Origin of the sequence: Streptomyces sp. NBC_00390, from assembly GCF_036057275.1 — a bacterium.
GTDB lineage: Bacteria > Actinomycetota > Actinomycetes > Streptomycetales > Streptomycetaceae > Streptomyces.
In genome coordinates this window covers 8,488,955-8,513,946 of record NZ_CP107945.1, presented here as the reverse complement: position 1 = coordinate 8,513,946, position 24,992 = coordinate 8,488,955, and the positions used below count along the sequence as shown (strand labels likewise).

At 69.5% G+C, this 24,992-nt stretch carries 18 protein-coding genes and 3 pseudogenes; 10 read left to right on the top strand and 11 right to left on the bottom strand.

The annotated features are described in order from the left end of the window. The first annotated feature begins 41 nt into the window (after nt 1–41). Nucleotides 42–644, top strand: coding sequence for a TetR/AcrR family transcriptional regulator (locus OHS70_RS38165; RefSeq protein WP_328392280.1), 603 nt, complete (start codon nt 42–44; stop codon nt 642–644). Nucleotides 645–902: 258 nt separating this feature from the next. Continuing rightward, nucleotides 903–2,723, top strand: coding sequence for a glycoside hydrolase family 15 protein (locus OHS70_RS38160; protein ID WP_328392282.1), 1,821 nt, complete (start codon nt 903–905; stop codon nt 2,721–2,723). Between the two features lie 106 nt (nt 2,724–2,829). On the opposite strand, the gene OHS70_RS38155 is transcribed toward OHS70_RS38160, so the two are convergent. From OHS70_RS38155 to OHS70_RS38140, 4 genes are all read right to left on the bottom strand, one after another. After that, nucleotides 2,830–3,159: an NIPSNAP family protein gene (locus tag OHS70_RS38155; RefSeq protein ID WP_328392284.1), complete on the bottom strand. Its 330-nt coding sequence runs from the start codon at nt 3,157–3,159 to the stop codon at nt 2,830–2,832. Between the two features lie 70 nt (nt 3,160–3,229). Continuing rightward, a complete protein-coding gene (locus tag OHS70_RS38150; protein WP_328406181.1) occupies nt 3,230–3,472 on the bottom strand; it encodes an SsgA family sporulation/cell division regulator in 243 nt (80 codons plus the stop codon). Further along, the gene (locus OHS70_RS38145) at nt 3,457–3,642 is read right to left on the bottom strand and encodes a hypothetical protein (RefSeq protein WP_328392286.1); all 186 of its coding nucleotides are present in this window, start codon (nt 3,640–3,642) and stop codon (nt 3,457–3,459) included. Before OHS70_RS38145 ends, OHS70_RS38150 begins: the two co-directional genes overlap by 16 nt. 137 nt (nt 3,643–3,779) lie before the next feature. After that, a complete protein-coding gene (locus tag OHS70_RS38140) occupies nt 3,780–4,034 on the bottom strand; it encodes a hypothetical protein (RefSeq protein WP_328392288.1) in 255 nt (84 codons plus the stop codon). A gap of 203 nt (nt 4,035–4,237) precedes the next feature. Here OHS70_RS38140 and OHS70_RS39265 point away from each other — a divergent pair. Beyond that, nucleotides 4,238–4,417: pseudogene (locus tag OHS70_RS39265) on the top strand (hypothetical protein); the annotation flags it as partial. A 583-nt stretch (nt 4,418–5,000) separates the two neighbouring features. Here OHS70_RS39265 and OHS70_RS38130 read toward each other — a convergent pair. Further along, on the bottom strand, nt 5,001–5,636 hold the full coding sequence (locus OHS70_RS38130; RefSeq protein WP_328392290.1) for a TetR/AcrR family transcriptional regulator: 636 nt from the start codon (nt 5,634–5,636) through the stop codon (nt 5,001–5,003). Nucleotides 5,637–6,025: 389 nt separating this feature from the next. Between OHS70_RS38130 and OHS70_RS38125 the strand changes: the two genes are divergently transcribed. Both OHS70_RS38125 and OHS70_RS38120 read left to right on the top strand, forming a co-directional pair. Beyond that, a complete protein-coding gene (locus OHS70_RS38125) occupies nt 6,026–8,491 on the top strand; it encodes a SpoIIE family protein phosphatase (RefSeq protein ID WP_328392292.1) in 2,466 nt (821 codons plus the stop codon). A gap of 79 nt (nt 8,492–8,570) precedes the next feature. Then, the gene (locus OHS70_RS38120) at nt 8,571–10,952 is read left to right on the top strand and encodes an ATP-binding SpoIIE family protein phosphatase (RefSeq protein ID WP_328392294.1); all 2,382 of its coding nucleotides are present in this window, start codon (nt 8,571–8,573) and stop codon (nt 10,950–10,952) included. Nucleotides 10,953–11,080: 128 nt separating this feature from the next. Here OHS70_RS38120 and OHS70_RS38115 read toward each other — a convergent pair whose 3' ends face one another. After that, on the bottom strand, nt 11,081–11,584 hold the full coding sequence (locus OHS70_RS38115; RefSeq protein ID WP_443062715.1) for an alcohol dehydrogenase catalytic domain-containing protein: 504 nt from the start codon (nt 11,582–11,584) through the stop codon (nt 11,081–11,083). Between the two features lie 98 nt (nt 11,585–11,682). Here OHS70_RS38115 and OHS70_RS38110 point away from each other — a divergent pair, with 98 nt between their 5' ends. After that, on the top strand, nt 11,683–12,408 hold the full coding sequence (locus tag OHS70_RS38110; protein ID WP_328392296.1) for an FG-GAP repeat domain-containing protein: 726 nt from the start codon (nt 11,683–11,685) through the stop codon (nt 12,406–12,408). Nucleotides 12,409–12,925: 517 nt separating this feature from the next. Beyond that, nucleotides 12,926–13,756: an IS5 family transposase gene (locus OHS70_RS38105; protein ID WP_328392298.1), complete on the top strand. Its 831-nt coding sequence runs from the start codon at nt 12,926–12,928 to the stop codon at nt 13,754–13,756. On the opposite strand, the gene OHS70_RS38100 is transcribed toward OHS70_RS38105, so the two are convergent. Beyond that, nucleotides 13,674–14,240: a hypothetical protein gene (locus tag OHS70_RS38100; protein ID WP_328392304.1), complete on the bottom strand. Its 567-nt coding sequence runs from the start codon at nt 14,238–14,240 to the stop codon at nt 13,674–13,676. The genes OHS70_RS38105 and OHS70_RS38100 overlap by 83 nt on opposite strands. Before the next feature lie 578 nt (nt 14,241–14,818). Here OHS70_RS38100 and OHS70_RS38095 point away from each other — a divergent pair. Beyond that, a complete protein-coding gene (locus OHS70_RS38095; RefSeq protein WP_328405324.1) occupies nt 14,819–16,273 on the top strand; it encodes an integrin-like protein in 1,455 nt (484 codons plus the stop codon). Between the two features lie 147 nt (nt 16,274–16,420). After that, nucleotides 16,421–16,672 (top strand): annotated as a pseudogene (locus tag OHS70_RS38090) (hypothetical protein); the annotation flags it as partial. Nucleotides 16,673–18,293: 1,621 nt separating this feature from the next. Here OHS70_RS38090 and OHS70_RS38085 read toward each other — a convergent pair. After that, nucleotides 18,294–18,956, bottom strand: coding sequence for a response regulator (locus tag OHS70_RS38085; protein WP_150497990.1), 663 nt, complete (start codon nt 18,954–18,956; stop codon nt 18,294–18,296). Next, nucleotides 18,931–20,103, bottom strand: coding sequence for a sensor histidine kinase (locus OHS70_RS38080; protein WP_328405320.1), 1,173 nt, complete (start codon nt 20,101–20,103; stop codon nt 18,931–18,933). The genes OHS70_RS38085 and OHS70_RS38080 overlap by 26 nt, the downstream gene beginning before the upstream one ends. 175 nt (nt 20,104–20,278) lie before the next feature. Between OHS70_RS38080 and OHS70_RS38075 the strand changes: the two genes are divergently transcribed. Then, nucleotides 20,279–22,549, top strand: a complete 2,271-nt coding sequence (locus tag OHS70_RS38075; RefSeq protein ID WP_328405318.1) for an MMPL family transporter — start codon at nt 20,279–20,281, stop codon at nt 22,547–22,549. 67 nt (nt 22,550–22,616) lie between these two features. Here OHS70_RS38075 and OHS70_RS38070 read toward each other — a convergent pair. Next, nucleotides 22,617–23,620, bottom strand: a pseudogene (locus tag OHS70_RS38070) (IS5 family transposase). A 949-nt stretch (nt 23,621–24,569) separates the two neighbouring features. Further along, a complete protein-coding gene (locus OHS70_RS38065) occupies nt 24,570–24,926 on the bottom strand; it encodes an STAS domain-containing protein (protein ID WP_328405317.1) in 357 nt (118 codons plus the stop codon). Nucleotides 24,927–24,992 lie beyond the last annotated feature (66 nt).

Genomic DNA, 24,992 nt, shown 5'->3' with positions numbered 1-24,992 from the left:
AAAAGGTGAAGCGTCCCCCGCGGGGAACCAGGAAGAGGGAGGTGCCTCTGACCGAGGCCGGGATCTATGCCGCCGCCCTGCAGCTCATCGACGCGGAGGGGGTCGAGGCGCTCACCATGCGCAAACTCGCGACCGCGCTCGATGCGAACCCGATGTCGCTGTACCACCACGTGCCGAACAAGGACGCCCTACTGCGCGGCGTGGCGAGAACGGTCGGCGCCCAGTTCCGCACCGTGACACTGGAGGACGCTCCCTGGCAGGAGCGCATCCGCCTGCTCGCCACGGATTTCCGGACGCTGGCGCACCGCCACCCCAACCTGATGGCCTACTCGTTCAGCCACCAGGCGGACTTCATCCAGCCCGAAGACCCGTTCTGGGTTGCGCTCGCCGCGATCCTGGACGCCGCCGGGGTGCCGCACTCCGAGCTCCCGCAGATCGCCGCTCTCGTGTGCTGCGTCATCACCGGTGTCCTCACCGCCGAGCTCAACGGCGCGCTCCACCGGTGGTCGCGCCTCAAACCCCCCACTGTCGGCGAAGACGGGCTCGCCCATCCAGGCCGTGACGAGAACCGCGTCTTCCGCCTGGCGCTGGACGCCACGATCGTCGGCGTGGAGAGCCATATCGCACAGACCCGCAAGCGCTGACGGAGCGGAGCGGCCGCCACGGGCTCCGCCGACGAACACTTCTTCGCCGCCTGAAGCGCCTGGGCGCAAGGGCGGCGAGCGGCGGACGTGCGCGGCGACGTTGCGTGCCTGGTCGCTCACGTGCGCAGGTTCGACCGCATCGCGGCCGGAGGGCAGACCTCCGCTTGCCGGGTGCTCGATGCCCTCACCGGGCCGACCTGATGCCCCTGCGATCGGGAAGGACCACAGTAGAGGCAGGAGCACAGGGAGGCTGCTGCGATGTCCGGAGCACCGACACAGCACACTTCAGCGCCGTATCTCCCGATCGCCGAGCACGGCCTGATCGGGGATCTGCGCACGGCCGCCCTGGTGGGCACCGACGGGACCATCGACTGGTACTGCTGCCCCTCCTTCGACTCCCCGAGTGTGTTCGCCGCGATCCTGGACGCGGACCGGGGCGGGGCGTTCGAGCTGTCCGCCGCCGTGCCGGCCGGCACCAAGCAGTTCTACTTCCCGGACACCAATGTGCTGATCACCCGGTTCTTCACCGAGGACGGGCTGGGAGAGATCCAGGACTTCATGCCGGTGGCGGAGGCCGGCGAAGCCGAGCGCCACCGGCTGATCCGGCGGGTGGTGTGCGTCCGCGGAACGATCCCGTTCCGGGCCCGGGTGGCTCCACGGTTCGGCTACGGCGCCCACCGGCACACCCTGCGGCTCCTGGAGGGGGCGGCCCTGTTCACTTCCGAGGCGCTGACACTGACGCTGACCGCCACGGTGCCGCTGGAGTGCGACGAGCAGGACGTCCGGACGGAGTTCACCCTGTCCCGGGGCGAGACGGCGGTCTTCGCCCTCGACCGGGTCACCGGGGAGACTCCGCCGCACGGCTGCCCGCTCGCCGAGGCCGAGCACGAGTTCACCGCCACGGTCGCCTTCTGGCGGCGCTGGCTGCAGCAGTCCCGCTACCGCGGCCGATGGCGGGAGATGGTGCACCGCTCCGCCCTCACCCTCAAGCTGCTCACCTACGCCCCCACCGGCGCCATCGTGGCAGCCCCCACCACCAGCCTGCCCGAGCAGATCGGCGGCGGCCGGAACTGGGACTACCGCTATGCGTGGGTGCGCGACTCCGCGTTCGCCGTCTATGCGCTGCTCAGGCTCGGCTTCGCCGAGGAGGCCGAGGCGTTCATGGGCTTCCTCACCCACCGCAACGACCGGCGCGAGGGCCCCGCCGGACCGCTGCAGATCATGTACGGCATCGACGGACGCGCCGAGTTGCCCGAACGCGAGCTCTCCCACCTGGAGGGCTACCGGGGCTCGGCGCCGGTGCGGGTCGGCAACGACGCCGTCAACCAGCTGCAGCTCGACATCTACGGCGCCCTGATCGACTCCGTGTACCTCTACGACATGTGGTGCCGGCCTCTGACCAGCGGCCAGTGGCGCGCGGTGTGCGACCTGGTGAACTGGGTCTGCCGGCACTGGGACCAGCCGGACGAGGGCGTGTGGGAGACCCGCGGCGGGCGCAAGAAGTTCCTCTACTCCCGCCTCATGTGCTGGGTGGCCATCGACCGCGCCATCCGCATCGCCCACCACCGCGGCCTGCCCGCCGAGCTCGTCCGCTGGGGCCCGGTCCGCGACACGATCTACTGGCAGATCATGGACAAGGGTTGGTCCTCCGCCCGGCAGGCGTTCGTCCAGTACGAGGGCGGCGACGTGCTGGACGCCGCGGTGCTGATGATGCCGCTGACCAAGTTCATCGCTCCCCACGACCCCGTGTGGCTGTCCACCCTCGACGCCCTCGGCAACGAACTGGTCTCCGACTCCCTGGTCTGGCGCTACGACCCCGAGGCCAGCCCCGACGGCCTGGAAGGCGACGAAGGCACCTTCTCCATCTGCTCGTTCTGGTACGTCGAGGCCCTCACCCGCGCCGGTCGACTGGACGAAGCCCAGCTGGCCTTCGAGAAGATGCTCACCTACGCCAACCACCTCGGCCTGTACGCCGAGGAGATCAGCCACACCGGAGAGCAACTGGGCAATTTTCCGCAGGCGTTCACCCACCTCGCCCTCATAAGCGCCGCCTTCAACCTCGACCGCGCCCTGGACTGACCGCCGCCCTGCGTGGCAGGAACTGCACACGGCCCTCCGTCCCGCAGGCGCGGCGCTCCGACACGAACGAGAAGGTCGCCGCAGACTTCGAGCGGCCCGGTGCCTGTCACCGCAAGGGTGAGTCGGCGGTGGGCGTCAGCACGGACTCGGCGACATCGACGATCTGACCGATGTCGAAGCCCTCCATGTCTGCGCGGAATTCGGGGCTGGACAGGTACGCCTCCAGCCGCTCCTGAACGTCGTCGGCGTCCCGGTAGGAAACGAGGGCGTACAGCTGGGACGCCGCACTCCCGGGAGCTGCCGGCCCCGTCCACACGCCGTGTGTGGTGATCCTGTGCTGGGCCATCCCGGGAATGTGCCTGGACCAGATGTCCCCGTAGGCGACGAGCGCCTCAGGGCTGCGCAGTGTGTAGACACGAAGCTGGTACTGGGACATGAACTCTCTTTCCTTCTCTTCTGTGGCCAGGGCAAAGACGCCCCTCCGCAAGGCAGTCGGGAGGCTTCTCTCAGCCTTTCGCGAACAGGTTCGCCAGTTCGACGTTCCAGTCGATGTGTCCGGACTCGGCACCCCGTGGCACCAGCGCCTCCGTGTTCTCCAGGAAGGTCCTGACGTCCTGCACGGGAACCTCGAGCAAGGCGGTGCCCGCGGGGGACCCGAGGACGATGTACATCGCTTGGTCACCACGGCCAACGGCCGGCCAGATCCGGACGTCCCCACTGCCTGCGGAACCCCTCAGGCCATCGGCCAGAAGATCACGCCCCAGGACCCATTCGACCGGCTCGTCAGCGTCGGTGGAAAAGGCGGCACGTAGGGGTCAGTGGGCTCGTAACGCAGGCTCATGCACATGGACAGCGAGGAGGTGCGCGAGATGACAAGCTGCACGGCCACCCCCTGCATCACGGTCTTCAAAGGCTCCATCGGCTTTCACTCCAAGGTGTCTCTGCCTCGGCTGCGCCCCGCCGCCGGACCGCCGCGGGCCGGCAGCGAAGAGGCAACGAAGGCCGAGGCGTTGCAGCAGGGCCCGGGCGCCGGAGCGCCGGCCGCCTGTGCGGCGGTCAGCGGCTGCCGGTCTCAGCCCGGCCGTCGTGGTGCCGGCCACGGATCTCGTCCCAGGAGCAGCCCTGCTCGAGCAGGTAGCCGACACCGTGGTCCCAGCGGTAGTCGTCGGCGTTGACGCTGACGGCCGGGCGTTGGACGGGTGCGGATGCAGAGGTCCCGGCCGAAGCGGCGCCCCCGGCACCGAGTACGGCGACACCCGCGACCGCCACGGAGGAAGCGGTGACGGCAACGCGCCTCGTGAGCTTCTTCATGGTCTTTCCTTCCCGATCGGTGCGAGCTGCACCATCGACTGCATGCAGGCGATGGGCGGCGCGCCTGGCGCGGCCAAACTTTTCCATACGGCGTATGGAAGTGCCCTCCCAGGATTACCATACGGCGTATGGAACTGTCGAGGCGGCGGAAATGGTCCGCACGACCGGCGGCGACATGAACACCTCGACGTGCTCGCCGAGGCCGCATCGGCCGCCTGGACGAAGTCCGCCTGGCCTTCGAGAAGATGCTCACCTGCATCGGCCATCCCGGGCCCTGCACCGAGGACATCAGTGACATCGGCAGACAACTCGGCAGCCGTTCCCGGGCGTTCACCCACCTTTCCCTCATCGGAGCGGCCTTCGGACTCGACCACGCCCTGGGCCGAGCCGTCGCCCTGGGCGGACGAGGTGCCCGCGATTTCCGTCTGAGGAGCCGTGGCGTGCGGGCGCCCGAGTCCGGCCCCGCCGGAAACGAGGGGGTGAGACGACGGAGGGAGCGGTGAGGATGCAGACCGTTGTGGATCTCACGCAGAGCCAGGGCCATGCGCAATGCGTGTTCCTCGCGCCGGAATGTTCCAACTGCACGGGCAGGAGGGGTTGCCGCACGCCACGGCCGTCCCCGACAACCAGGCCGAGCGCGTGCGCCAGGCCTCGGCGGCGCCCGGTGCAGGCGATCCTTGGTGCCGCTCGGCCAGGCCGAAAACCGCCGCGCTGCTCTTCATCGCCGGACACGGGACCACGGTCAACCCGATACCAACGGGGTGCTCACCCCGCTGCGCCAACCCGAGCACCTGGACCAGCTGCGCCGTGACCCCGGCCTGCTGCCGCAAGCGGTGGAGGAACCACTGCGCCACGAACCTCCCATGCCGAGGCTGCGGGGCGGCGACAGCAGGCGAGAGAGACCAGCCACCCCGGCACCTTGCGCAGGCCGCGGGAACCGGTGCGCAGCCGGCGACAAGATCCTCTTCACGCTGCAGCAGGAAGGGACCGCCGGGCAAGGTCACGGGCCTCATCCGGGGAGAGGCCGAGCATGTGCAGGATCATCTCGGCCATGATGCCTGCGACCTGGCCACTGTCGGCCTCGGGCCGGCTGCACCACAGCTCCAGGAGCGCCAGCAGGCTGCCGTTCAGCGCGGTCAGGGCGATCACCGGGTCGACCACGGTGAACCGGCCTGCGGCCATGCCCTGCTCGACGTCGCGCTTCGCGCGCGGAGCCAGCCCGTCGCCGGCGCATATCCGACCGAGCTCGCTGTGGCACAGGATCTGCATGATCTCCGGGTACGACCCGGCCATGCGCGCGCTGAGCCGCACGCCCCCGGCGAGGCGCTCGGCGGGATCATCGAGGCCGTGCAGGCGTTCGTCGACGGCCTGGGCGTACTCCTCCAGCGCATCGGCCACGGCCGCGTCGAACAGGTCCGGCTTGCCCGTGAAGTGGTTGTAGAAGGAGCCGAGGCCCACGTCCGCGCGCTCCGCGATGGCATGAATGCTGGCGCTGGTGCCACCGGACTCGGCCAGGATCTGCCGCGCGGCGCAGACGAGTGCATGGCGGGTCTCGGCACGGCGGCGTTCGAATCGGTTCCTGCGTGGGGCCGGCATCGGCATGCTCCATGAATAAGAGCAGCAGTTCTGATCAGTTCATCATTACATTGCCCGCCCCGGCTGTCCACCGTGGCCCACCCGTCCCGACGCCGCAGTGGCGAGATGCGACAGCACACGGCCATATCTGACCATTTCATCAGTTTCAGGGACTTGACGATAAAGCGATCGTATTTGACTATTTCATCAGAAGTGGACAAAGTCGTCCAAGGTTGGCAGATGCTCGCGCCGGTGACCGTTCAACCGCCGGCGAGGCCGCTCGCTGCATCGCACGCCCGGCGCGGCCGGTGAGGCCGGAAGCCCCCGGCCCTCACCGTTCCACCACGGCTACGGACCGGACCGGCTCCGTGCCTGCCGACGCTTTCTCGCACCTCCGCACCGATGGGAAGAACCGGATGACGAAGACCGACCACGCGCCCCTCGCCGAGGCGGTGAGCCCCCGAGAGACACCCGATGCGGCCATAGCGATGCTCGATGCGGAGGGGACCGTGGTGGGGTGGACGCACGCCGCTGAGCATCTGGTCGGGTACCCGGCCGAAGAAGTGGTGGGCCGGTCCGCCGCACACGTGCTGCCGCCCGCACAGGACGCCCCGAGTGCTTCGGCGTTCGCCGAGCAGTGCCGTGACCAAGAGGGCTGGTCCGGCACCGTGACGGTCCGCCACCGCGACGGCCACGCCATCAAAATGACGCTGCGGATCTCGCTGCTGCGGGGCCCGGACGCCGGCACCCGGTGGCTGGTGTCCGTCACCGACATAGGCACCCTGTCCTCGGGGGCGTCGTCCAACGGAGCTGTGCGGGACTCGCTCCTGGCCCACGCACCGGTCGGCATCTCCGTCTATGACCCGCAGCTGCGCTGTACGTGGGTCAACGACGTCATGGAGCGCCACGACGGCACCCCTCGTGAGCGACGGTTCGGACGCCGCCTGCATGACTCGCTGCCCGCCCTCGAGGCCGAAGCACTCGAGGCGGTGATGCGGCAGGTGCTGGAGAGCGGCACCACCATGGTCCACGAGTACCGGGCGTGGTCGTCGGCGGACCGGCGCCGGGAGCACGCGTTCTCGGCCTCGTTCTTCTGCCTCCAGGACGCGGACGGCTCGGCGCTGGCAGTGTGCTCCATGAGCGTGGACGTCACCGGCAACCGGCGGGCGCGCGAGCGCCTTGCCATCCTCAGCGAGGCCGGCACGCGCATCGGCAGCACCCTCGAGGTCATGCGGACCGGGCAGGAACTGGCCGACCTTGCCGTGCCCCTGCTGGCCGACCACGCACTCGTGGACCTGGTGGAGTCGGTCCCGTTCGGCATGGACCCCTCGGCGGGGACCGGCAAGGCGAGCGGCCGCCCCCATCTGATGCGCCGTGCCGGTCTGGCCTCCATCGACCTGGGCCTCCTGGAGTTGCCGTGGGTGCGCGAAGAGGTGATCCACCCCTTCCCGGACTCGCTGTTCGACACCGCCCTGCGCACCGGCAGGTCCTATCTGGAACCGGTGCTGGACACCTATTCAGGCCCCTGGGTCAACCACGACCCGGTGCGGACGCAGAAGGTCCGTGCCTCCGGCGTCCACTCCTTGATGGTCGTACCCATCCGTGCGCGGCGCTGTGTGCTGGGACTGGCACTGTTCGGCCGCTCCGAGGAGCCGACGCCGTTCCAGGAGGACGACCTCCTCCTCGCCGAGGAGCTCGTCACCCGGGCCGCGCTCAGCCTGGACAACGCTCTCCAGTACGCGCGCCAACGCACCGCGGCCCTGACGCTCCAACGCGACCTGCTCCCCCACCATGTGGGAGGCGGCGCCGCCGTCGATGTGGCCTCGCGCTACGTGCCGGCTGACATGGACCACGGGGTGGGGGGCGACTGGTTCGACGTGATCAAGCTGTCCGGCGCCCGGGTGGCCCTCGTCGTCGGAGATGTGGTCGGACACGGCATCAACGCCGCGGCGACGATGGGCCGGTTGCGCACCGCTGTCCGCACGCTCGCGGACATGGAACTGCCTCCCCACGAACTGCTGACGCACCTCGATGACACGGTCAGACGGCTGAGCGAGGAAGATGCCGACGCTGCGGACGAGACCCCGGCGGTGGTGGGCGCCACCTGTCTGTATGCCGTCTACGACCCGGTCACCCGACGGTGCACGATGGCGCGGGCCGGGCATCCCCCGCCCGCGGTCATCGACCCGCAGGGCCGTATCACTTTCCCCGACATGCCCGCCGGGGCCCCGCTCGGCCTCGGCCTCGGCCTGGTCCCCTTCGAGTCCGTGGAACTGGAACTGCCCGAGGGAACTCTGCTCGCGCTCTACACCGACGGTCTGGTCGAGTCCCGCGACGACGACATCGACGTGGGCCTGGACCGCCTGGGCGCCGTCCTGGCACAGACCGGTTCGTCCCTGGAAGACCTGTGCTCCCAGGTGATCGACACCTTGGCGACCCAGGCCCCGGCCGACGATGTCACCTTGCTCCTTGCGCGCACTCGCGGACTCGAACCGGCCCAGGTCGCCTCCTGGGAACTGCCGCACGAGCCGTCCGCCGTCCGCGTCGCCCGGCAGGCAGCCGCCCGTCAGCTCAGCGAATGGGGGCTTGAGCATCTGGTGACCAGCGTGAGGCTGATCGTCAGTGAACTGGTCACCAACGCCGTCCGCCACGGCGGCGGGCCCATCCGCCTACGGCTCATCCAGCACCAGGTCCTGACCTGCGAAGTCTCCGACAGCAGCACCAGCCACCCACGCCCCCGTCATCCCCACCTCACCGACGAGAACGGCCGCGGTCTCTTCCTCGTCGCTCAGCTGTCCCGCAGGTGGGGCTCCCGCTCCGGGGCCAACGGCAAGGTCGTCTGGGCCGAACAAGACCTGCCCTCCACAGCCGTTGCGGTGTGACGCGCTGCCGACCGGGCGGCCGACGGCCGCCACAGCAGGCCGATCTCTCGGGCCGCAGCCTCTCGTAAGGAAGCCAGGGATGGATGTAGAGAATGTCAAGAACGCCTGCCCGGCAGGCGCCTCCTTCGACGGTCTGGCAGCCGCCGTGCTCGACGATCGAGGCGCGATGGTGGGGTGGACCGGGACGGCAGAGGACCTGACGGGGTTTTGCGCCGAGGAGGTCTACGGCCGCCCCGTGCAGGACCTGGTGGCCGGCCTCCCGGACGACCTGCGCGGCGCCGCACAGCTGCCGGAATCCGGCCGGGTACGGCTGCGGCACCGCAGCGGCAGCACCATCGATGTCACTTTCCGGACCACGAAGATGGAGGGCTCGGCAAAGGTCCTCGTCCTGGCGGCACCCACCCACCACGTCGCCGACCACGAGCAGGGCGCAGCGCTCCTGCGCGCACTGTCCGCACAGAACCGGATCACGATCGCTCTGCACGACACGGCTCTCACCACTGTGCAGACCAACGCCACGCCGGACATTCTCGACGGCCGTCCAGTGGCGCCCGGCACTCGGCTGGGCGACGTGCTGTGTGCCGAGGACGCCGAGAACCTCGAGGCAGTACTGCGCCAGGTACTCGAGAGCGGTGTCCCGGTGGTCCGCAGAAAAATGCAGGTGAGCTGGCGGCACGACACGGCGCGGCAGCACGCGCTGTCCCTGTCCGCCTTCCGTCTGGAGGACGCGCAGCAACGCCCCACGGGGGTCGCAGCCCTGTACATCGACAGCGCCGACGATCTGCGTGCCCGCCGTCATCTGGATCTCGCCCGCGAGGTGGCCGAGCAGGTGGGAGGATCCCTGGATGTCGTGCGCACCGCGCAGGACCTTGCGGACGTTCTCGTACCCGCGTTCGGGGATCTCGCCGCAGTCGACCTTGCGCACTGCGTTTTCGAGGGGGAAGAACCCTCGAAACAGCTGGGCGGCGGAGACATGGGCAACGCGGCCCTTGCGCCGGCCACCGCAGTGTGGCCGGCCGGCATCACGCGCGGCGACCCCGTCCCACCCTATCCCGACCACCCCCTGCTGCGCAGCTTCCGACACGGCGAGACACTCGTCTTCGGCCTTGACGACTTCATCGCCATGGTCGGCGACCCGCAGGTGGTCGAGTATCTCGTCCCGAAGGACGCCCATTCGGTGATGGTGGCACCGTTGCATGCCCGCGGGCTCACGCTCGGCGCCATAACGGCCTGGCGCTGCGGCCGGTCCGGCCCCTTCACCGAGGACGAGGCGGATCTCATGACGCAGATCGCCTCACGGGGTGCGCTCGCCATCGACAACGCCCGCCGTTACACGCGCGAGCACAGGGCGGCCGTGGCTCTGCAGCAGCGCCTCCTTCCCCCGGCCACGACCGACACCCCGGCAGCCGAGACCGCCGGCGTCTACCTGCCCGCAGGCGGCGGAGCGGGCACCAGCGGCGACTGGTACGACGCCATTGCCCTGCCCTCCTTCCGGCTGGCTCTTGTCGCCGGAGACGTCGTCGGCCATGGCATACCCGCAAGCGCCACCATGGGCCGCCTGCGCACCGCCATCCAGACGCTCGCCGACCTGGAACTGGAGCCGGACGAGCTGCTCACCCGGATCGCGGACCTGGTCCAGCGCCTCGCGGCCGAAGCACCGCCCGGCGACCACGACGACGTCGGCGCCACCTGCCTGTACGCGGTCTACGACCCGGTCACCAGGCGATGCGCCATAGCCAGTGCCGGCCACCCGCCACCCGTCCTGGTCCGGCCCGACGGGACCACCGAAGTCGTCGCGATCTCCCCGGGACCACCACTCGCCATCGGCGGCCTGCCGTACGAGACCACCACGATCGACCTCGAGCCGGGCAGCGTCCTCGCCCTCTACACCGACGGCCTCATCGAACACCACGACCGCGACATCGACCAAGGCCTACGGCGCCTGACGGACGCCCTCGCCGCGTCCTGCCGTCCCGATCGCCCTCTGGAGGAAACCGGCCGGGCTCTCCTCGCCGACCTGACAGACCGGGCGCCGCGCGACGACGCAACGCTGCTCCTGGCCCGCACCCGCGCCGTCCCGGCAAAGAACACCGCTCACTGGGAAATCCCGGCCGACCCTGCCGCCGTCCCCAAGGCCCGGGAATGGATAACCCGCCAACTCACCACGTGGGGGCTGCCAGACCTCCTCTTCACCACCGAACTCATCGCCAGCGAACTGGTCACCAACGCCATCCGCTACGGTCGTGCACCGGCGCAGCTGCGGCTCATCCACCACAACGTCCTGGTGTGCGAGGTCACCGACTCCAGCAGCACCCAACCCCGACTACGGCGCGCCCACACCACCGACGAAGGAGGACGCGGCCTGTTCCTCGTCGCCCAACTCGCCGAACGCTGGGGCTGCCGCCACAGCCACAACCGCAAGACCATCTGGTCCGAACAACCCATCAAGCACCCCCGCTGACCGCGGCCTGCTCCGGCCCCAGTCGACAACGTAGTGGGCGCGCCGGTACACCATGCGCGCTTCGCCAAACCGGCGAGCCCGGCTCCGCCCGTGCGCTCACTCGTGGCAGGCCGACCCCGGCCCGTTCCTCACCATGCCGCGCAGCGAAGAGCCTCCGCAGGCCTGCCGCACAGCAGCCACCGTGCCGCCGGCGATGCGCGTCGGGCTCGCTGCGCCGCGACGACCGCAAGCGCCGCGTGGCCAGAAGACGGTGGGCCCGGGACACCCGCCCGTCGGGACGGGCGGGTGGCGACTGGAACGCCGTGAGCGCGAAGGCCCGACATGATGCCCGGTGCGAGAACACTCCCTACGGCGGCCCGGTCGCCCCCACAACCGTGCGTGCACCGCAGCCAGTTGGCGCACGCCCCACACCCCCAGGGGCCATAGACCATCACAGGGTCTCCGGGCGCGAACCCCGTGACACCCGGTCCCAATCTCTCCACCCATCCCGCATTCTCATGGCCGAGCGTGAAGGGCAGCTCCGTGGCGAAACCGGGTGGGGGTCCGGATGCCTCCATGATGTGCAGATCCGAGTGGCACGCACCGGCACCCCCGACCTTCACCAGGACCTGCCCCGGCCCGGGCTCGGGCACCGGCACCTCGCGCAGCTCGGGCGGTTGCTGCCATCCGACTTTAGTAGGGTCCTGGCGTGCCGTTCTCTACTGCCCCGAAGCAAGCCTCGTCTCGGGGCGTGCTTTCGTCGCTGCCGCGACCGCGTACGGGTCGCGGCAGGCTGGCCGCCGCCATCGGAGGCGGTCTCGTCGTGATCGCCGGTGGTACGTGGCTTCTGCTGGTCACCGGGCCCCAACCCGGCGACCACGCCCCCATGGCCATATGCGCCGCCGACGGCTTTACCCTGCGCGCCGACGTAGACGCGGACGGGCACCTGGACGAGATCAACGAGGGCACCAGCTCAGTGGTCTTCCGAAGAGACGATCACCGGACCGCTGTCAGAGTCGACGATGCCCGCGGGTTTTGGCAGAAGCTGCGCGGCGCATCGAAGGAGGACATGTCGACGCGGGGAGCCTTCGGCGACTTCGACGGCGACGGATACCTCGACTTGGCCGTCTTCTACAGTCAGCGCGACGAGGGCGACTCAACGCGGGACAACATGGTGGTGCATGAGGTGCATTACGGGCCTCTCGCCCGCGACCTGAGCAGCGACCGGATCGGCACCATCCGTATTGGGTCATCGTCGTTCGTGTACGAAGCACGGGCCATCGACACCAATCACGACGGCCGTGCCGAGCTGGAGGTCTTCCAGTCGGGCGGGGACGGCTCCGTCTCCCGCTACCTCGGCCGGCAGGACAGGGGCGGCGTGTCCGTGAGCCGTGAGGACACCGACGCCTACGGGGTGGCGGACCGGCCCTACCGCGAGCCCGACGCCCTCGGCTACGGCGCCTGCGAAGATCGCTAGTGCGCCAGTTCACGGACTCCCATCATGGGGAGCTTCAGCGAGCAGGTCTGTCCTACCCATGAGCGCCAGGTAAGGAAATTCAGAGAGCCTCATTCGTCGAAACAGGGGTCTCGCCGGTGGTGCCGAGCGACGGTTCTGTCATGTTGAACAGGACGTTCACCCACAGACGCCACCTGGCCGTACTTGTACGAGAACCGGGCCGTCCTTGCCTTCCACTGCAACGCGGGCCGGGCGCCTGCCGAGCTTAGTGCGTTGTGGCTAACCGGATTTCGTTCGAGGCGTGCGGCGCGGGTGATCATCTGGACAGAGGTACGGGTGCGGTCGCGGGCATGAAAGAACGGGCCCCTTGGTAGTGACGCGGTTACGACACCAGCACGACCAAGGAAGCCCGTTGCCCGATCAGTTGAGCAGTACCACTGTGCCTGCGTCCACCGCGGTCACCCCTGCGTGTGACTGCTACGTGCACCGGTTCGGTTCGATCGCTCCGGGGCTGCGGGCAGGCTGCTATCCCAGTGACATGACGGATGCGGAGTGGGCCGAGGTCCGCTCGGCGATGCCGGTTCCGGCCTGGCTGCTGAAGCGGGGCGGGCGTCCGGAGGCGTACTGCCACCGCGAGATACTCGACGCGGTGCGCTACCTGGTCGACAACGGCGTGAAGTGGACGGCCATGCCGGTCGACTTCCCGTACTGGCGGGCGGTCTACGACTTCTTCCGCCGCTGGCGGTCCTACGGCTATGTGCGTGAACTGCACGAACGCCTGCGACGTTCGGCGAGGGAACGCTCGGGCCGCAACGCCGAGCCCAGTGCGGGAGTCATCGACAGTCAGTCGGTGGACGCCTCCGAGACCGTCGGCGAGGACAGCCGCGGATACGACGGCGGCAAGTCACGTGACGGCCGCAAGCGTCACATCCTGACCGACACCGAGGGCCTGCTCCTGGAGGTCACCGTGACCACGGCCGATGTGCACGACTCCAAGGCCGCCCCCGCACTACTGGAGACGTTCATGGACCAGCCCGGCCGGCTGCTGAAACTGGTGTGGGTCGACAGTGCCTACCAGGGTCCGGCGCTGGCCAAGGCGTTCGCCCGCCACGGAGTCCGGACCGAGGTCGTGCGCCGCTCCGACGGACAACGCGGATTCGTCGTCCTGGCCCGCAGGTGGGTCGTGGAGCGCACGCTGAGCTGGCTGGCCCGCTCACGCCGCCTCAACCGCGACCACGAACGCCGCCCCGACCACCACACCCAGATGGTGTGGTGGGCCGCCGTGATCAGGCTGTCCCGGCGCCTGGCCGCAGACGCTCCGCGCTGGCCGGAGAAACGCCCCGCCCGACTGCTGCGGGCACGGGCATGAACCGTCCGTCCTTCGCCCGCACCAGCCAGCCCCGCTTCTCCAGCACGTAGGCACGGTGCCGGATCCTCTCCACCTCGTTCTTGATCTCCGCCTCCCGGCCCACCGCCCGCGTCAGCTCCACCCCGTTCACCGGCCCCGAAGCAGCCACCACCGCGGCGAACACCTCCCGGTACAGGCCGCTGAGCACCTCCTCGCCCATGCCCGACCGCCACACCGGCGGCCGCTCGCCATGCCCCGCGCCGGGGCCGCCCGATCCCACGGCAGCAGCCATCCCACCACCGGACAGCACGGAAACCGGCGTATTCACCGCGCCCTCCCCGGCCAGCACCGACACGAGCTCCTCACGCCCCACCCGGGCCCGCTCGACCCGCTCCCGCGCGGCATCCACCTCCGCCTGAGCCTGCTCCAGGACCTCCGTCCAGGACTCCAGATCCTGCCTCGCCCGCGCCTCACGCTGTTCCATCAACCCCAGCACCGACGGCATCGCACCCTCCTCGATCCACAACAAGCCGTCCGCTGCCTGCCCCTACCCCTCCGCGATCATGCCCCGCACACGACGAAGCCCCTGCTCATCGAACAGGGACTCCCTTTGCCACAACGCACTTACTTGAATCGGACTGGCCGTCAGGCGACGCTCACCAAAGCGAAGTGGTCAGTGCAGGTCGAGTGTCAAGGGCTGCTGCGCATCGGCCATGCCGTCCGCCCTGAGGCGGACGCTGGCGGTGCACGCGTTACCCCGGGTGCTTACAGTTCAGGCTGCGGCTCGCAGGATCGCCCAGTACCCCGCGCCCCTTCGGCGCTTTCGAACTGCGGCCGACTTTGCCCGACCGGCATGGGCGCTTCCTCGGCACGCCGCCCAAGACACCCGAGATCCCCTTTCATGCCGCGGTGGGCCGGCTGACAGGGGATCCGGTCAACACCGCCCGTTTTGGCCCGCAACCCTACCTGTTCCTCAGGGGTCTCCCAGATATCAACCAGCCCACGCCGCCGGGTACATGTGCGGCGTACTCGGGCACTTCTACTGATTTCGGGATGCCATGGCATCCGCGGGGAGACTTCTGCATGCATCAGCGCCTTCGTGTGGCTCTGGCCACGGCCACCGCCGCCGCGCTCACTGGTGGCCTTATCACGCTGTCTGCGCCTGCGGCGGTTGCTGCCCCTGCGAAGTACGCAGACGACTTCAACGGCGACGGATACCGGGACCTTGCGATCGGCATGCCCGGAAAGAGCATCGTCGGCAAACGCGGTGCGGGGGCTGTTCTGGTGACCTTCGGCTCCTCGTCCGGTCTGACCAGCAAGCGGGTGTTCGTCAGTCAGAACTCCTCCGGCATCCCCGGCAGCGCGGAAACCGAGGACTCTTTCGGGTCGAGCGTCACCAGTGGAGACCTCAACGAGGACGGCTTCGCCGACCTCCTCGTTGCGGCCGAAGGAGAAGGGGTGGGCGAGTACTCGACGCGGGGCAGCGTGACCGTCCTGTGGGGCGGGGCCAATCCCTTCCGCACGGCCACCACCCTGGGCAACAGCTCCTCGTTTGACGGCCAGTTCTATGGTTCGGACATCGCCGTCGGCGATTTCGTAGGCGACGAGTCCCTGGATGTGGCCGTTTCCGACGCCACGGGGCTCTGGATGTACCGAGGCGGGATCAGGCCCTCCTCCATCCCGGCCCCCACCGAGATCCCGGCGCCGTGGGACAGCGCCCGCCGGATCGGCTCCGCGAGGCTGGCCGCCGGTGACCTCAACGGCAAGACCAAGGACGAGCTGGTCGTGACGGGCACCAGCCAGGCCGACAGCAAGATGCAGGCCGTGGTCTACGGGGACAGCGTCGACGAGCCGGGCGGCTTCCTCGACCGCGGAGCGCTCCCGGGCGGCAAAACAGTGGCCGTGGGCGACCTCAACGGTGACGGCCTCGACGATGTGGCCATCGGCCTGTCCCCTCCGGATCTCGACCGCGGCGAACTTGCCGACCCCAGCAGCAAGGCCGGCTACGTGATGGTCTACTACGGCGACGCCAACGCGTCGGACGGGCTGGGCAACACCCGCCATACCTACCATCAGGGCACATCCGGCGTCCCGGGCAGCAATGAGAGCCTGGACCAGTTCGGGGAGGATCTCTCCATCGGTGATGTCACGGGTGACGGCCGTAGCGAACTCGCGATCGGCGTGTCCTACGAATCGCTGGACGGCGTCTTCCGCGCCGGCGACGTCCTGCTGCTGCGCGGAACCTCCGGCGGGCTGACGACCACCGGCGCCAAGCGCTTCTCCCAGAACTCCCCCGGGATACCCGGCGTCGCAGAGAACGCCGACGAATTCGGCGGCCAGGTGCGCCTCGCCGACTTCAACAACAACGGAAAGGCCGAACTGGCCGTCTCCGCTCCGTACGAAAACGGCGGCAGCGGCGCGATCTGGCAGCTGCGCGGTACGAGCACAGGCCTGACGACCAGCGGCGCTCTGGACTTCGGTCCCGCCGACTACGGTCTCGCCGCAGGCTCCGGCCTTGGTGATGCCCTGAACGACTGAGGCAGGGGCGGGACCGGTGCGCTTTCAGCACAGCCGCGATCGACCATCGAGAGCCTGTCACCCAGCACGTCCCCGCTTCGTCGTGAGGCGCCCGGTCCCGCCTATTCGCCCAGCCCCACCACGCCCCAGCCCCGCCGATCGGCTTCGGTGAGCACACGCCCCCAGTCCTCCAACAGGTCGGTGAACTCGTCGAAGTCGCCGACCCGCCTGTATCTGGCCTCCGAGGCCGAGGCGCTGGGGCACGGCGGGATCGCGGCGGTGGCCAGGCCGGCGAAGGTGTCGGAGTCGACCGTCGCCCGGGGATGCGACGAGCTTGCCGACGGGGCGGAGGTGCTGGGACGGGTCCGCAGGCCCGCCGCGGAGCGCGACCCGGGCCTGGTGGCGGCATTGGAGTCGCTCGGCGGCCTCCTGGATGAGGGCATCCGCCGAGGAGAGCGGGGAGGCGTAGGGCCCGTTGCCGGTCCAGGACTCAGGCAGGTTGACGAACGTGCGGGCTGCCTCTCGGCCATCTACGTGGTAGATCATGATGACGCGGCAGCGCAGTTCACTCGGCTCGATCCGCACGGTGAGCTGTGAAAGGTCCGGCTGCTCGTGCAGACCGTCGGCATGAACACTGCCGGGAGGCAGCAGCCTGGCGCAGTCGCCAAGGAGCCGGTTGAGCCCTTCAAGCAGTGTCCTGTCCGGCACCTGCTCGGGCAGCGAGCTGAGCGGGCCGCAGCGGCCCGCCGGCAGTGCCGACTCTGGCTCGCATTCCAGGATCCGAACAGCGTGCATCCATCGCTTGTGGCCGTTGCGGAGAACGGCGATCACTCTGCCGGACAGGTGGGGGTTCGTCTCCAGGGCGAGGGTCAGATCGCCTCCGGCGTCAAACGTGCAGAGTTCGGTGAACGGCGGCATGTCAGCCTCTCGAGAAAATGGAAGGGGTGGGTGCCAGGCCGGTGGGGCGGGGGTGGGCACCGCTGCTCCGACCCCGGCGGCTGAACCATGACCGGGCGGCCGGCTACCGGCGCAACACGGGCAGTCGCAGGCTGAGTACGCGGCCGGGCCACCCGGCCGAAGATGGCGCCAGGAGTAAGCCCGGGAAGAGAGCGGGCCGCAGGGGGGTCAGGTGTGCAGGGGCGGCAGGAGCGTCAGCGGTTCCGCAGCCCACACGTTGCAGCCGGGGCACTTGAACACCATCGCGTCCGGGTGCTCGTCCTTGCGTACGCAGTCGTAGCTCTCGCAGCCCTTCGGGCGAGAGAAGAACGCACTGTCGTAGAGAAGGCGGCCCTCGTCGTCGTCGACCGCGTAGAGTCCACGACGAATCCCGTGTACTCGTCACGGTGCCGTACCGGCTCGCCCTGGACGTCGCCAGGACCGTGTGCGACGAAGAACTCCATCCATGCGCCCGCGAGCCAGCCCAAAGAGCGGGAGCGGTCGTGACCGGGGGCGTGCACAAGAGCGCGCGGCATTTGACCCCCTTACCGGAGCGGCCCAATGCCAGGGGGATCTACCTTCCAGCCGCCCAATAGATCCAGCCCAGATCGCGGGCGGGTATGAACACGATCGCCTTCCACGGGAGGCGTTCAACGTCAACGGTGAAGCGCATTTCTCCGGGTTGGTCTCCGGGATCGAGCGCCGTCAGGAAGATCCGAAAGCGGCAGCACCGGGATGCGGAGCTCGTCGTCAGGGGTGACGACAGTCTCCGGCTCGGTGGTGCGCCGGCGTCGTTTCGAGGGGTCTTTGGGGCGGGCCCTCGTCCGGCCATGCGCAACGCCCTTCCCTCTAGCACTAGGGCGCGTATCGAGGCGTGATCATCGGGTGGTCCTGGTGAGGTCTTTGATCCAGATCATCGAGGCGTGCAGGTGGAGACTGGCGAGGTAGCTGTCGGGAGTCTTGTCGTATCGGGTGTCTCACCGTCCCAGTTCCGGCCTCCTGGTACGTCACGCTCTGGGGCGGGTGAGGCACGTGGAGCCGACGTGAGCCGACCGGTGCACTGATGTCCGGGCGGGGACTCATGGGACATGGCCCGGCACCCGGCTCAGGTTCCGGGGAGGATACGGCGCGTTTCGTAGGCCCACATCGCGATCTCGACCCGGTTGCGGGCGCCGAGTTTGGCCATCAGGCTGGCCAGATGCGTCTTCACCGTGCTGAGGCTGATGTGCAGTGCATCGGCGATCTCGGTGTTGGTCAGCCCGCGAGCGACGGCGAGGAGCACCTGCTCCTCGCGGGCGGTGACGGGGGAGACCGGCTGGGCCACGGGCCGGCCGGCGGGCAGGTCCGCGAATGCCTGGAGCAGACGGACGGTGACGCTCGGTGCGATGAGCGCCTCACCGTCGGACGCCGACCGTACGGCCTGCGCCAGAAGGTCCGGTCCCGTGTCCTTGAGGAGGAATCCGCGGGCGCCGGCACGCAGTGAGCCGTAGACGTACTCGTCGAGGTCGAACGTGGTGATGACGACCACGGCCAGCGGGTCGGCGACGCCCGGGCCGGCGACCAGCCGGGTGGCCTCGAGCCCGTCGAGTACGGGCATGCGGATGTCGAACAGGCAGACGTCGGGGCGTAGTTCGCGGGCCAGACGTACCGCTTCCCGCCCGTCGGCGGCCTCGCCGACCACCTCGATGCCGGGCTGGGCGTTCAGCATGATCCGCAACCCGGTGCGGATGATCGTCTGGTCGTCAGCGACGAGGACGCGAATGGACACCGCTCTCGCTCCTCGCTCTCGGCAGTTCGGCTTCGACATGCCAGCCCCGGTCGGTACCCGGGCCGGCTCGTAGTGTGCCGCCGAGCAGAGTCGCGCGCTCGCGCAGTCCGGTAAGTCCGTATCCGTCGCGACCCCGGCCGGTGCGCCGGCCGTTGTCGCGCACGCTCACCCGTACCGTGTGCCGTTCCGCGGCGACCCGAACGACGAGCTCGGTCGCGTCGACCGCATGGCGCAGCGCGTTGGTCACCGACTCCTGCACGATCCGGTAGACGGCCGCGTCCACGGCCGGGGGCAGCGCGTCCAGTTCGCCGTCGAGCCCCAGGTCGACCCTGAGGCGACCACCCGGGGTGCGCGCCAGGCGCTCCAGCTCCGCGACTCCGGCAGGGGGCGCCAGCTCGGCGCCGACCCCGCGGTCGCGCAGCGCGGCGACCATGGCGCGCATTTCCTCCAGCGTGCGCGCCCCTTCCTCCTCGACCCCCTCCAGCGCCTCGACGGCGGCGGACGGGTCGGTGCCCGCGAGCACCCGGCCCGCCTGGGCGATGATCACCATGGCCGACACGTGGTGGGCCACCGTGTCGTGCAGTTCCCGGGCGAGCTGCTCGCGCTCGCGGGAGCGCACCTGCTCCAACTGCCGCTCGCGAGCGGTCACCCGGAACCGCACGGCAGCCCCGACCACGCCGGGCAGCAGCAGGAAGACGAAGCCCACGATATTTTCGAAGACCGGGGTCTCGTCCGTGACGGAACACAGCGCGCCGGCCGCGAGGATCATCGCGCCGCCCAGCACGATCTCGCGTCCCGATCCCCACCGGGGCAGCGCGTACACCAGCACGAGCACGACCGAGCCGGTGTACAGGCCGACGGGCTCGCGCGGTGCGGCGACGAGCGAGGCCACCTGAAGCAGGATCACCGAGCCGAACGCCAGCGCCACCATCGCCAGCGGGCGGGTCCGGCGCCACAGGGGCAGCAGGCACAGCCATACGGCGAACACCACCGCCACCGGCCGCCACACGACGTTCTCGCGCAGGGTGGCCTCCAGCGCCACACCGGCAAGGCCCGCGGCGAGCAGCGCCCAGTCCCGCCGCACCCGGGCGGGCGCGTCGGGCGGCCGGGGTTCGGTCCACAGGGTTCGCAGGTCGTCTCGGAGCACGGTTCTCAGCCTAGGGACCGCGGCGTGCCGCGCATCGGCCGAAAGGACGGGTCGTCACTCCGCCCCGGGGCCGACGGATCCGCGGCCCGCGGGCCGATGCCGCGGAGCGCCCTGGCGACGAGCCTCGGCATCGGCGGCCGTACAAGGACGGCCGACGAGGTGGTTGGAGGACCCGATGCTCTCGAAAGCCCTGTTGTGCCTGGGCGCAAGCGCCGCCCGCCATCCCTGGCGGGTGATCGCGGCATGGCTGGTCGCCGCCACGCTCGCCGTCCTCGCCGCGATCGCCTTCGGCGGGCGGACCGCGGATTCGATGACCGCTCCGGGACTGGACTCCCAGCGGGCCGCGGAACTGATCGAGCGGGCCGGCACCGGCCAGGAGGGGATGACCGCCCAAGTGGTCGTCACCCCCCTCGACGGCGCTGCGACGTTCTTCGACGACGACGGCGCGCGCACCGCTCTCACGCGGCTGCGGGCCGAGGTGAAGCGGCTGCCGCACGTGCTCGGCACGAGCGACCCGGCGGGGGCACTCGACGCGGGCGGGGACACCGCCGTGCGCGGCGGCCTCGTCTCGGCCGACGGGCGGATCGCGGTCGTCCGGGTGCAGTACCCCGACCAGAGCCGGCTGTCGGCCGAAGACCTCGACGCCCTCGTCGATCTCGGCGACCGGCTGCGCCCCGAGCTGCCGCTGCGCATCGAGATGGGCGGGAACCTCTTCTACGCCTTCTCCGACCCCGACGGCGGCGCGAGCGAGCTGATCGGCCTCCTCGCCGCGGCCGCGATCCTGTTCCTGGCGTTCGGTTCGCTCGTCGCCGCCGCGCTGCCGATCGGCATGGCGGTCTTCGGGCTGACCGTCGGGGTCGCCACGATGACGGTACTGGCGGGGGTGACAGAGGTCCCCACCTTCGCACCGGTCCTGGGCAGCATGGTCGGGCTCGGAGTGGGCATCGACTACGCGCTGTTCGTGCTCGCCAGGCACCGGGAGTACCTCGCGTGCGGGCTCGATCCGCAGGCGGCGGCCGGACGAGCGGTGGCAACGGCGGGGCGGCCGGTGGTCTTCGCCGGCGGCACCGTCGTCGTGTCGATCCTCGGCCTGGCGGTCGCGAACGTGCCGTTCATGACGGTGGGCGGGGTTGCCGTCTCGATCGTCGTCCTGACGATGGTGCTCGCGTCGGTGACGCTGCTGCCGGCCTTCCTCGGCGCGGCGGGCCCGCGGCTGGGCCGGGCCGGCCGGATCGGCCGGGCTCTGCAGACCAGGAAGCTGGGCCGACTCGCACGGCGGCGGGACCCGGCGGCAGGCGCCGCCCACGCCGCCGGGTGGCGTCGCTGGATCGGGCACGTCGGCCGGCACCCGGTGCCGTACGCGGTCGGCGCGGCGGGGCTGCTGCTGACCGCCACGCTGCCCGTGCTCGGCCTGCGCGTCGGCCTGCCCGACGACGGCTCACTGCCCCACAGCCGTACCGAGCGCCGGGCCTACGACCTCGTCGCCGAGGGATTCGGCCCGGGCACCAACGGTCCCCTCGTCATCGCCGCGGACCCCACCGGTGATCCGGGAGTGCTGGACCGACTCGTCGCAACGGTCGCGGCGGATCCGGGCATCGCATCCGTCGCGCCGACGCACATCGATCGGGCCACCGGCATCGCGACCCTCGTGGTGTTCCCGACCACCAGCCCTCAGGACAAGGCCACGGCCGACACCATCGTCCGGCTGCGCACCGACATGCTGCCCACGGCGATCGGGCACGGCCCGGCCAGGGCCCACGTCGGCGGCGCCGCCGCGAGCCTGTCCGATGTGGGCCAACGCACCAGCCAACGCCTGCCGGTGTTCGTCGCCGCCGTGCTGGCGATGTCGTTCCTGCTGCTGATGCTGGTCTTCCGCTCGATACTCGTACCGCTGAAGGCGGTACTGCTGAATCTGCTGAGCATCGGCGCGGCCTACGGCATCATGGTCGCGGTCTTCCAGTGGGGCTGGGGAGGCGCACTCATCGGCCTGGAAGCGACGGTTCCGATCGTGTCGTTCATCCCGATGTTCCTCTTCGCCATCCTGTTCGGCCTGTCGATGGACTACGAGGTGTTCCTCCTCTCCCGCGTACGCGAGGAGTACCTGCGCACCGGCGACAACGGCACGGCGATCGTTGAGGGCGTCTCGGGCACCGCCCGGATCATCACCTCGGCCGCCCTCATCATGGTGGCGGTCTTCCTGTCCTTCGCCGTCGCCGAGGACCCCTCCACCAAAATGTTCGGGCTCGGCCTGGCCACCGCGATCTTCATCGACGCCACGGTCGTACGCATGGTGCTGGTACCGGCGACCATGACACTCCTCGGCCGGACCAACTGGTGGCTGCCGAAGTGGCTAGAGTGGATGCTTCCCCGCGGCCCGGTCGGCACCGACGACACCGACGCGGAATCCACGGGTGAGGCCCCGCGTCCACGGCTGGTTGACCGTTGACTCAACCCCTGCCCGCCCTTGGCGTCCGGCACCTCAGCGCGTCACCCAGGGGCATATCGAGTCGTGATCATCGGGTGGTCCTGGTGAGGTCCTTGATCCAGATCATCGAGGCGCGCAGGTGGAGACCGGCGAGGTAGCTGTCGGGAGTCTTGTCGTATCGGGTGGCGATGCCTCGCCATGCTTTGAGCTTGTTGATCAGGCGTTCGACGGTGTTCCGCTCCTTGTAGAGATCGGCGTCGTGGCTGACGGGTCGGCCACCTCTGGAGCCCTTCTTCTTCCGGTTGGCGGCCTGGTCCTTCTTCTCCGGGATGACCGCCTTGATACGGCGTTTGCGCAGGTGGGCGCGGTTTCCGCGGGATGAGTACGCCTTGTCCCCGGCGACCGCGTCCGGCCGGATGCGGGGTCGGCCGACGGGCCCGCGTACCCGTACCTTCTTCAGGACGGGGATGAACTGCGGGCTGTCCGCTGCCTGGCCTGTGGTCAGGATGAACGCCAGCGGGCGGCACTTGCGGTCGGCGGCGAGGTGGACCTTGCTGGTCTGCCCGCCTCTGGAACGTCCGAGGAGGGCGGCCTTCAGCCGGAGTTTCCGCCGACGCCGGATGCGTCGTCGTTCTTCCAGCGCGGGATCACTTTCGGTCTCTTGCCCGTTTTGCTCTTCGAGGCCGCCCCCTTTGACCTGGCCTTCTCCTCCTCGGCCGCGGCTTTCTCCAGGGCGGTGACGACGTCCTCGTCGAGGTGCATCCCGGCCGCGTCGTGGTGGGCTCGGGCGGTGGTGGAGTCGATGCTGACCAGGGACAGGTCCACCTCACCTCGCTTCGCGGCTTCCGTGATCAGGCCCTCCAGCAGGGCCTCGAAGACGCCGGCGTCACGCCACTGCCGGAAGCGGTTGTGGACGGCCGACCAGGCGCCGAACTCCGTCGGCATCTCCCGCCACTGCCCGCCCGTCTTGAACCACCAGATCACGCCCTCGAACTGCTGCCGCAGTCGCTCGGGGTACGGGCCGTACTCGCCGATCGGCAGGTACGGCTCGATGAACTCCCAATCCGGATCGGTCAGTTGCACTCGCGTCACGTAAGACCGCCTATCGGACCGGACCGTACCACGAAGGCACATCCCGCAAATTGATCACGACTCGATACGCGCCCTAGTTGGCTGCCAACTCGTATGAAGTTGGACCAGCTTGACCGTGGCCGACAAACACTTTGCCCATAACTGCCTGGCTGGAAGTTGTAGCTTATGAAGCACGAGGCGTCAGGCAGGGGGTGTCACGCCTCCTACGGCATGCCGTTTTCCACAGCCAGCGAGTTATCCACCAAGATCCAACTACGGATCAGCCTCGGTGTTTCCTACCGATGTGCACTCAGCGGCCACACCTGCTGAGTATCTCCGGATCCACCTCGTCGAAGGTAGGTCATTGTGGACGCCGTTCAATGGGGCGCAGCAGCGCTCGTAACACTCACGCTCGTCGGAGCCATTGCCGGACGGGCGTTAGACAGGGTGCCCGCCCTCTCGAAGAAGGCCGTCACAGCACTCCGAGCCGGGAGGGAAGTGCGCGAGGAGCTCCACAAGCTCCGAGCCTCGTCCCCGGGATCAGCGCACAAGGGCCGCGACGAGCGCGGACAGGTCACCAAGCAGTGAGGGGGTGTCACCATGTCGGCGTCCCGTCATTGCGATGTAGCGACCGGTTCCGTAGATCTCTACGGCCGTACCGTCGGGGCGCCGGATCTTCCGTCCCTGTCTCTGGGCCGGCGGGTACTGCCATCACTGGCCGAGGCACGGCACTGGGGCGCCGATACCTGAAACAAGCGCATTCGCCCGTTTCTCAGAATCTGCATCCCCGCAGTTCACGAAGGCGCCCGTCCCACAGCGCACGCACATCCCGTGAGACGGCACAACCACCCCGTACTACTTCCTCGACCAGCACGCGGCCTGACTCTCATACCGGCGCGCGACCACGGCCGGAGTCCACCGCGTTGCAGCCCCCGGCAATACGTGGCGCGACCTGTGATCGACGGCTTGATCAGGCCCCGACGTCGGCGAGACGCCCACGCCAGGCAGCATCAGTGCTGGCATACCGCGGGAACCGCTCCTGCAAGGACGTCAGGCGCAGCAGCCGGCCGATGGGAGCCTGGTCATAGACCACCCGAGTCCACCGGCCCGTGGCCCGACTTCGGTCCCAGGCCCTGCACAGCTCGTGCAGAGGACTGCAGTCCATGAAGGTCACGCGGCTGAGGTCGACGATCAGCCAGTCGGCGCCGGCCTCAAGAGCCGTCCCCCACAGCAGGAAGGTGAAGTCCAGGGCCGTGGCCAGGTCGAGCTCCCCGGCCGGGCAGGCCACCCGACAGTTCTCCAGTTGCGCGGGCCATCGGTCTTCCATATTGATCCAGCTCCTTGGGCCGGTACCGTATGAGCAAGGCCCTGCGGAGGAAGCCCGGAGCGTGGA

Excerpts from the sequence above, each read along its gene's own strand:
- OHS70_RS38160 (WP_328392282.1), top strand. The coding sequence starts at position 903 with ATGTCCGGAGCACCGACACAGCACACTTCAGCGCCGTATCTCCCGATC.
- OHS70_RS38155 (WP_328392284.1), bottom strand. The coding sequence starts at position 3,159 with ATGTCCCAGTACCAGCTTCGTGTCTACACACTGCGCAGCCCTGAGGCG.
- OHS70_RS38145 (WP_328392286.1), bottom strand. The coding sequence starts at position 3,642 with ATGGAGCCTTTGAAGACCGTGATGCAGGGGGTGGCCGTGCAGCTTGTC.
- OHS70_RS38140 (WP_328392288.1), bottom strand. The coding sequence starts at position 4,034 with ATGAAGAAGCTCACGAGGCGCGTTGCCGTCACCGCTTCCTCCGTGGCG.
- OHS70_RS38130 (WP_328392290.1), bottom strand. The coding sequence starts at position 5,636 with ATGCCGATGCCGGCCCCACGCAGGAACCGATTCGAACGCCGCCGTGCC.
- OHS70_RS38125 (WP_328392292.1), top strand. The coding sequence starts at position 6,026 with ATGACGAAGACCGACCACGCGCCCCTCGCCGAGGCGGTGAGCCCCCGA.
- OHS70_RS38120 (WP_328392294.1), top strand. The coding sequence starts at position 8,571 with ATGGATGTAGAGAATGTCAAGAACGCCTGCCCGGCAGGCGCCTCCTTC.
- OHS70_RS38105 (WP_328392298.1), top strand. The coding sequence starts at position 12,926 with ATGACGGATGCGGAGTGGGCCGAGGTCCGCTCGGCGATGCCGGTTCCG.
- OHS70_RS38100 (WP_328392304.1), bottom strand. The coding sequence starts at position 14,240 with ATGCCGTCGGTGCTGGGGTTGATGGAACAGCGTGAGGCGCGGGCGAGG.
- OHS70_RS38095 (WP_328405324.1), top strand. The coding sequence starts at position 14,819 with ATGCATCAGCGCCTTCGTGTGGCTCTGGCCACGGCCACCGCCGCCGCG.
- OHS70_RS38075 (WP_328405318.1), top strand. The coding sequence starts at position 20,279 with ATGCTCTCGAAAGCCCTGTTGTGCCTGGGCGCAAGCGCCGCCCGCCAT.
- OHS70_RS38065 (WP_328405317.1), bottom strand. The coding sequence starts at position 24,926 with ATGGAAGACCGATGGCCCGCGCAACTGGAGAACTGTCGGGTGGCCTGC.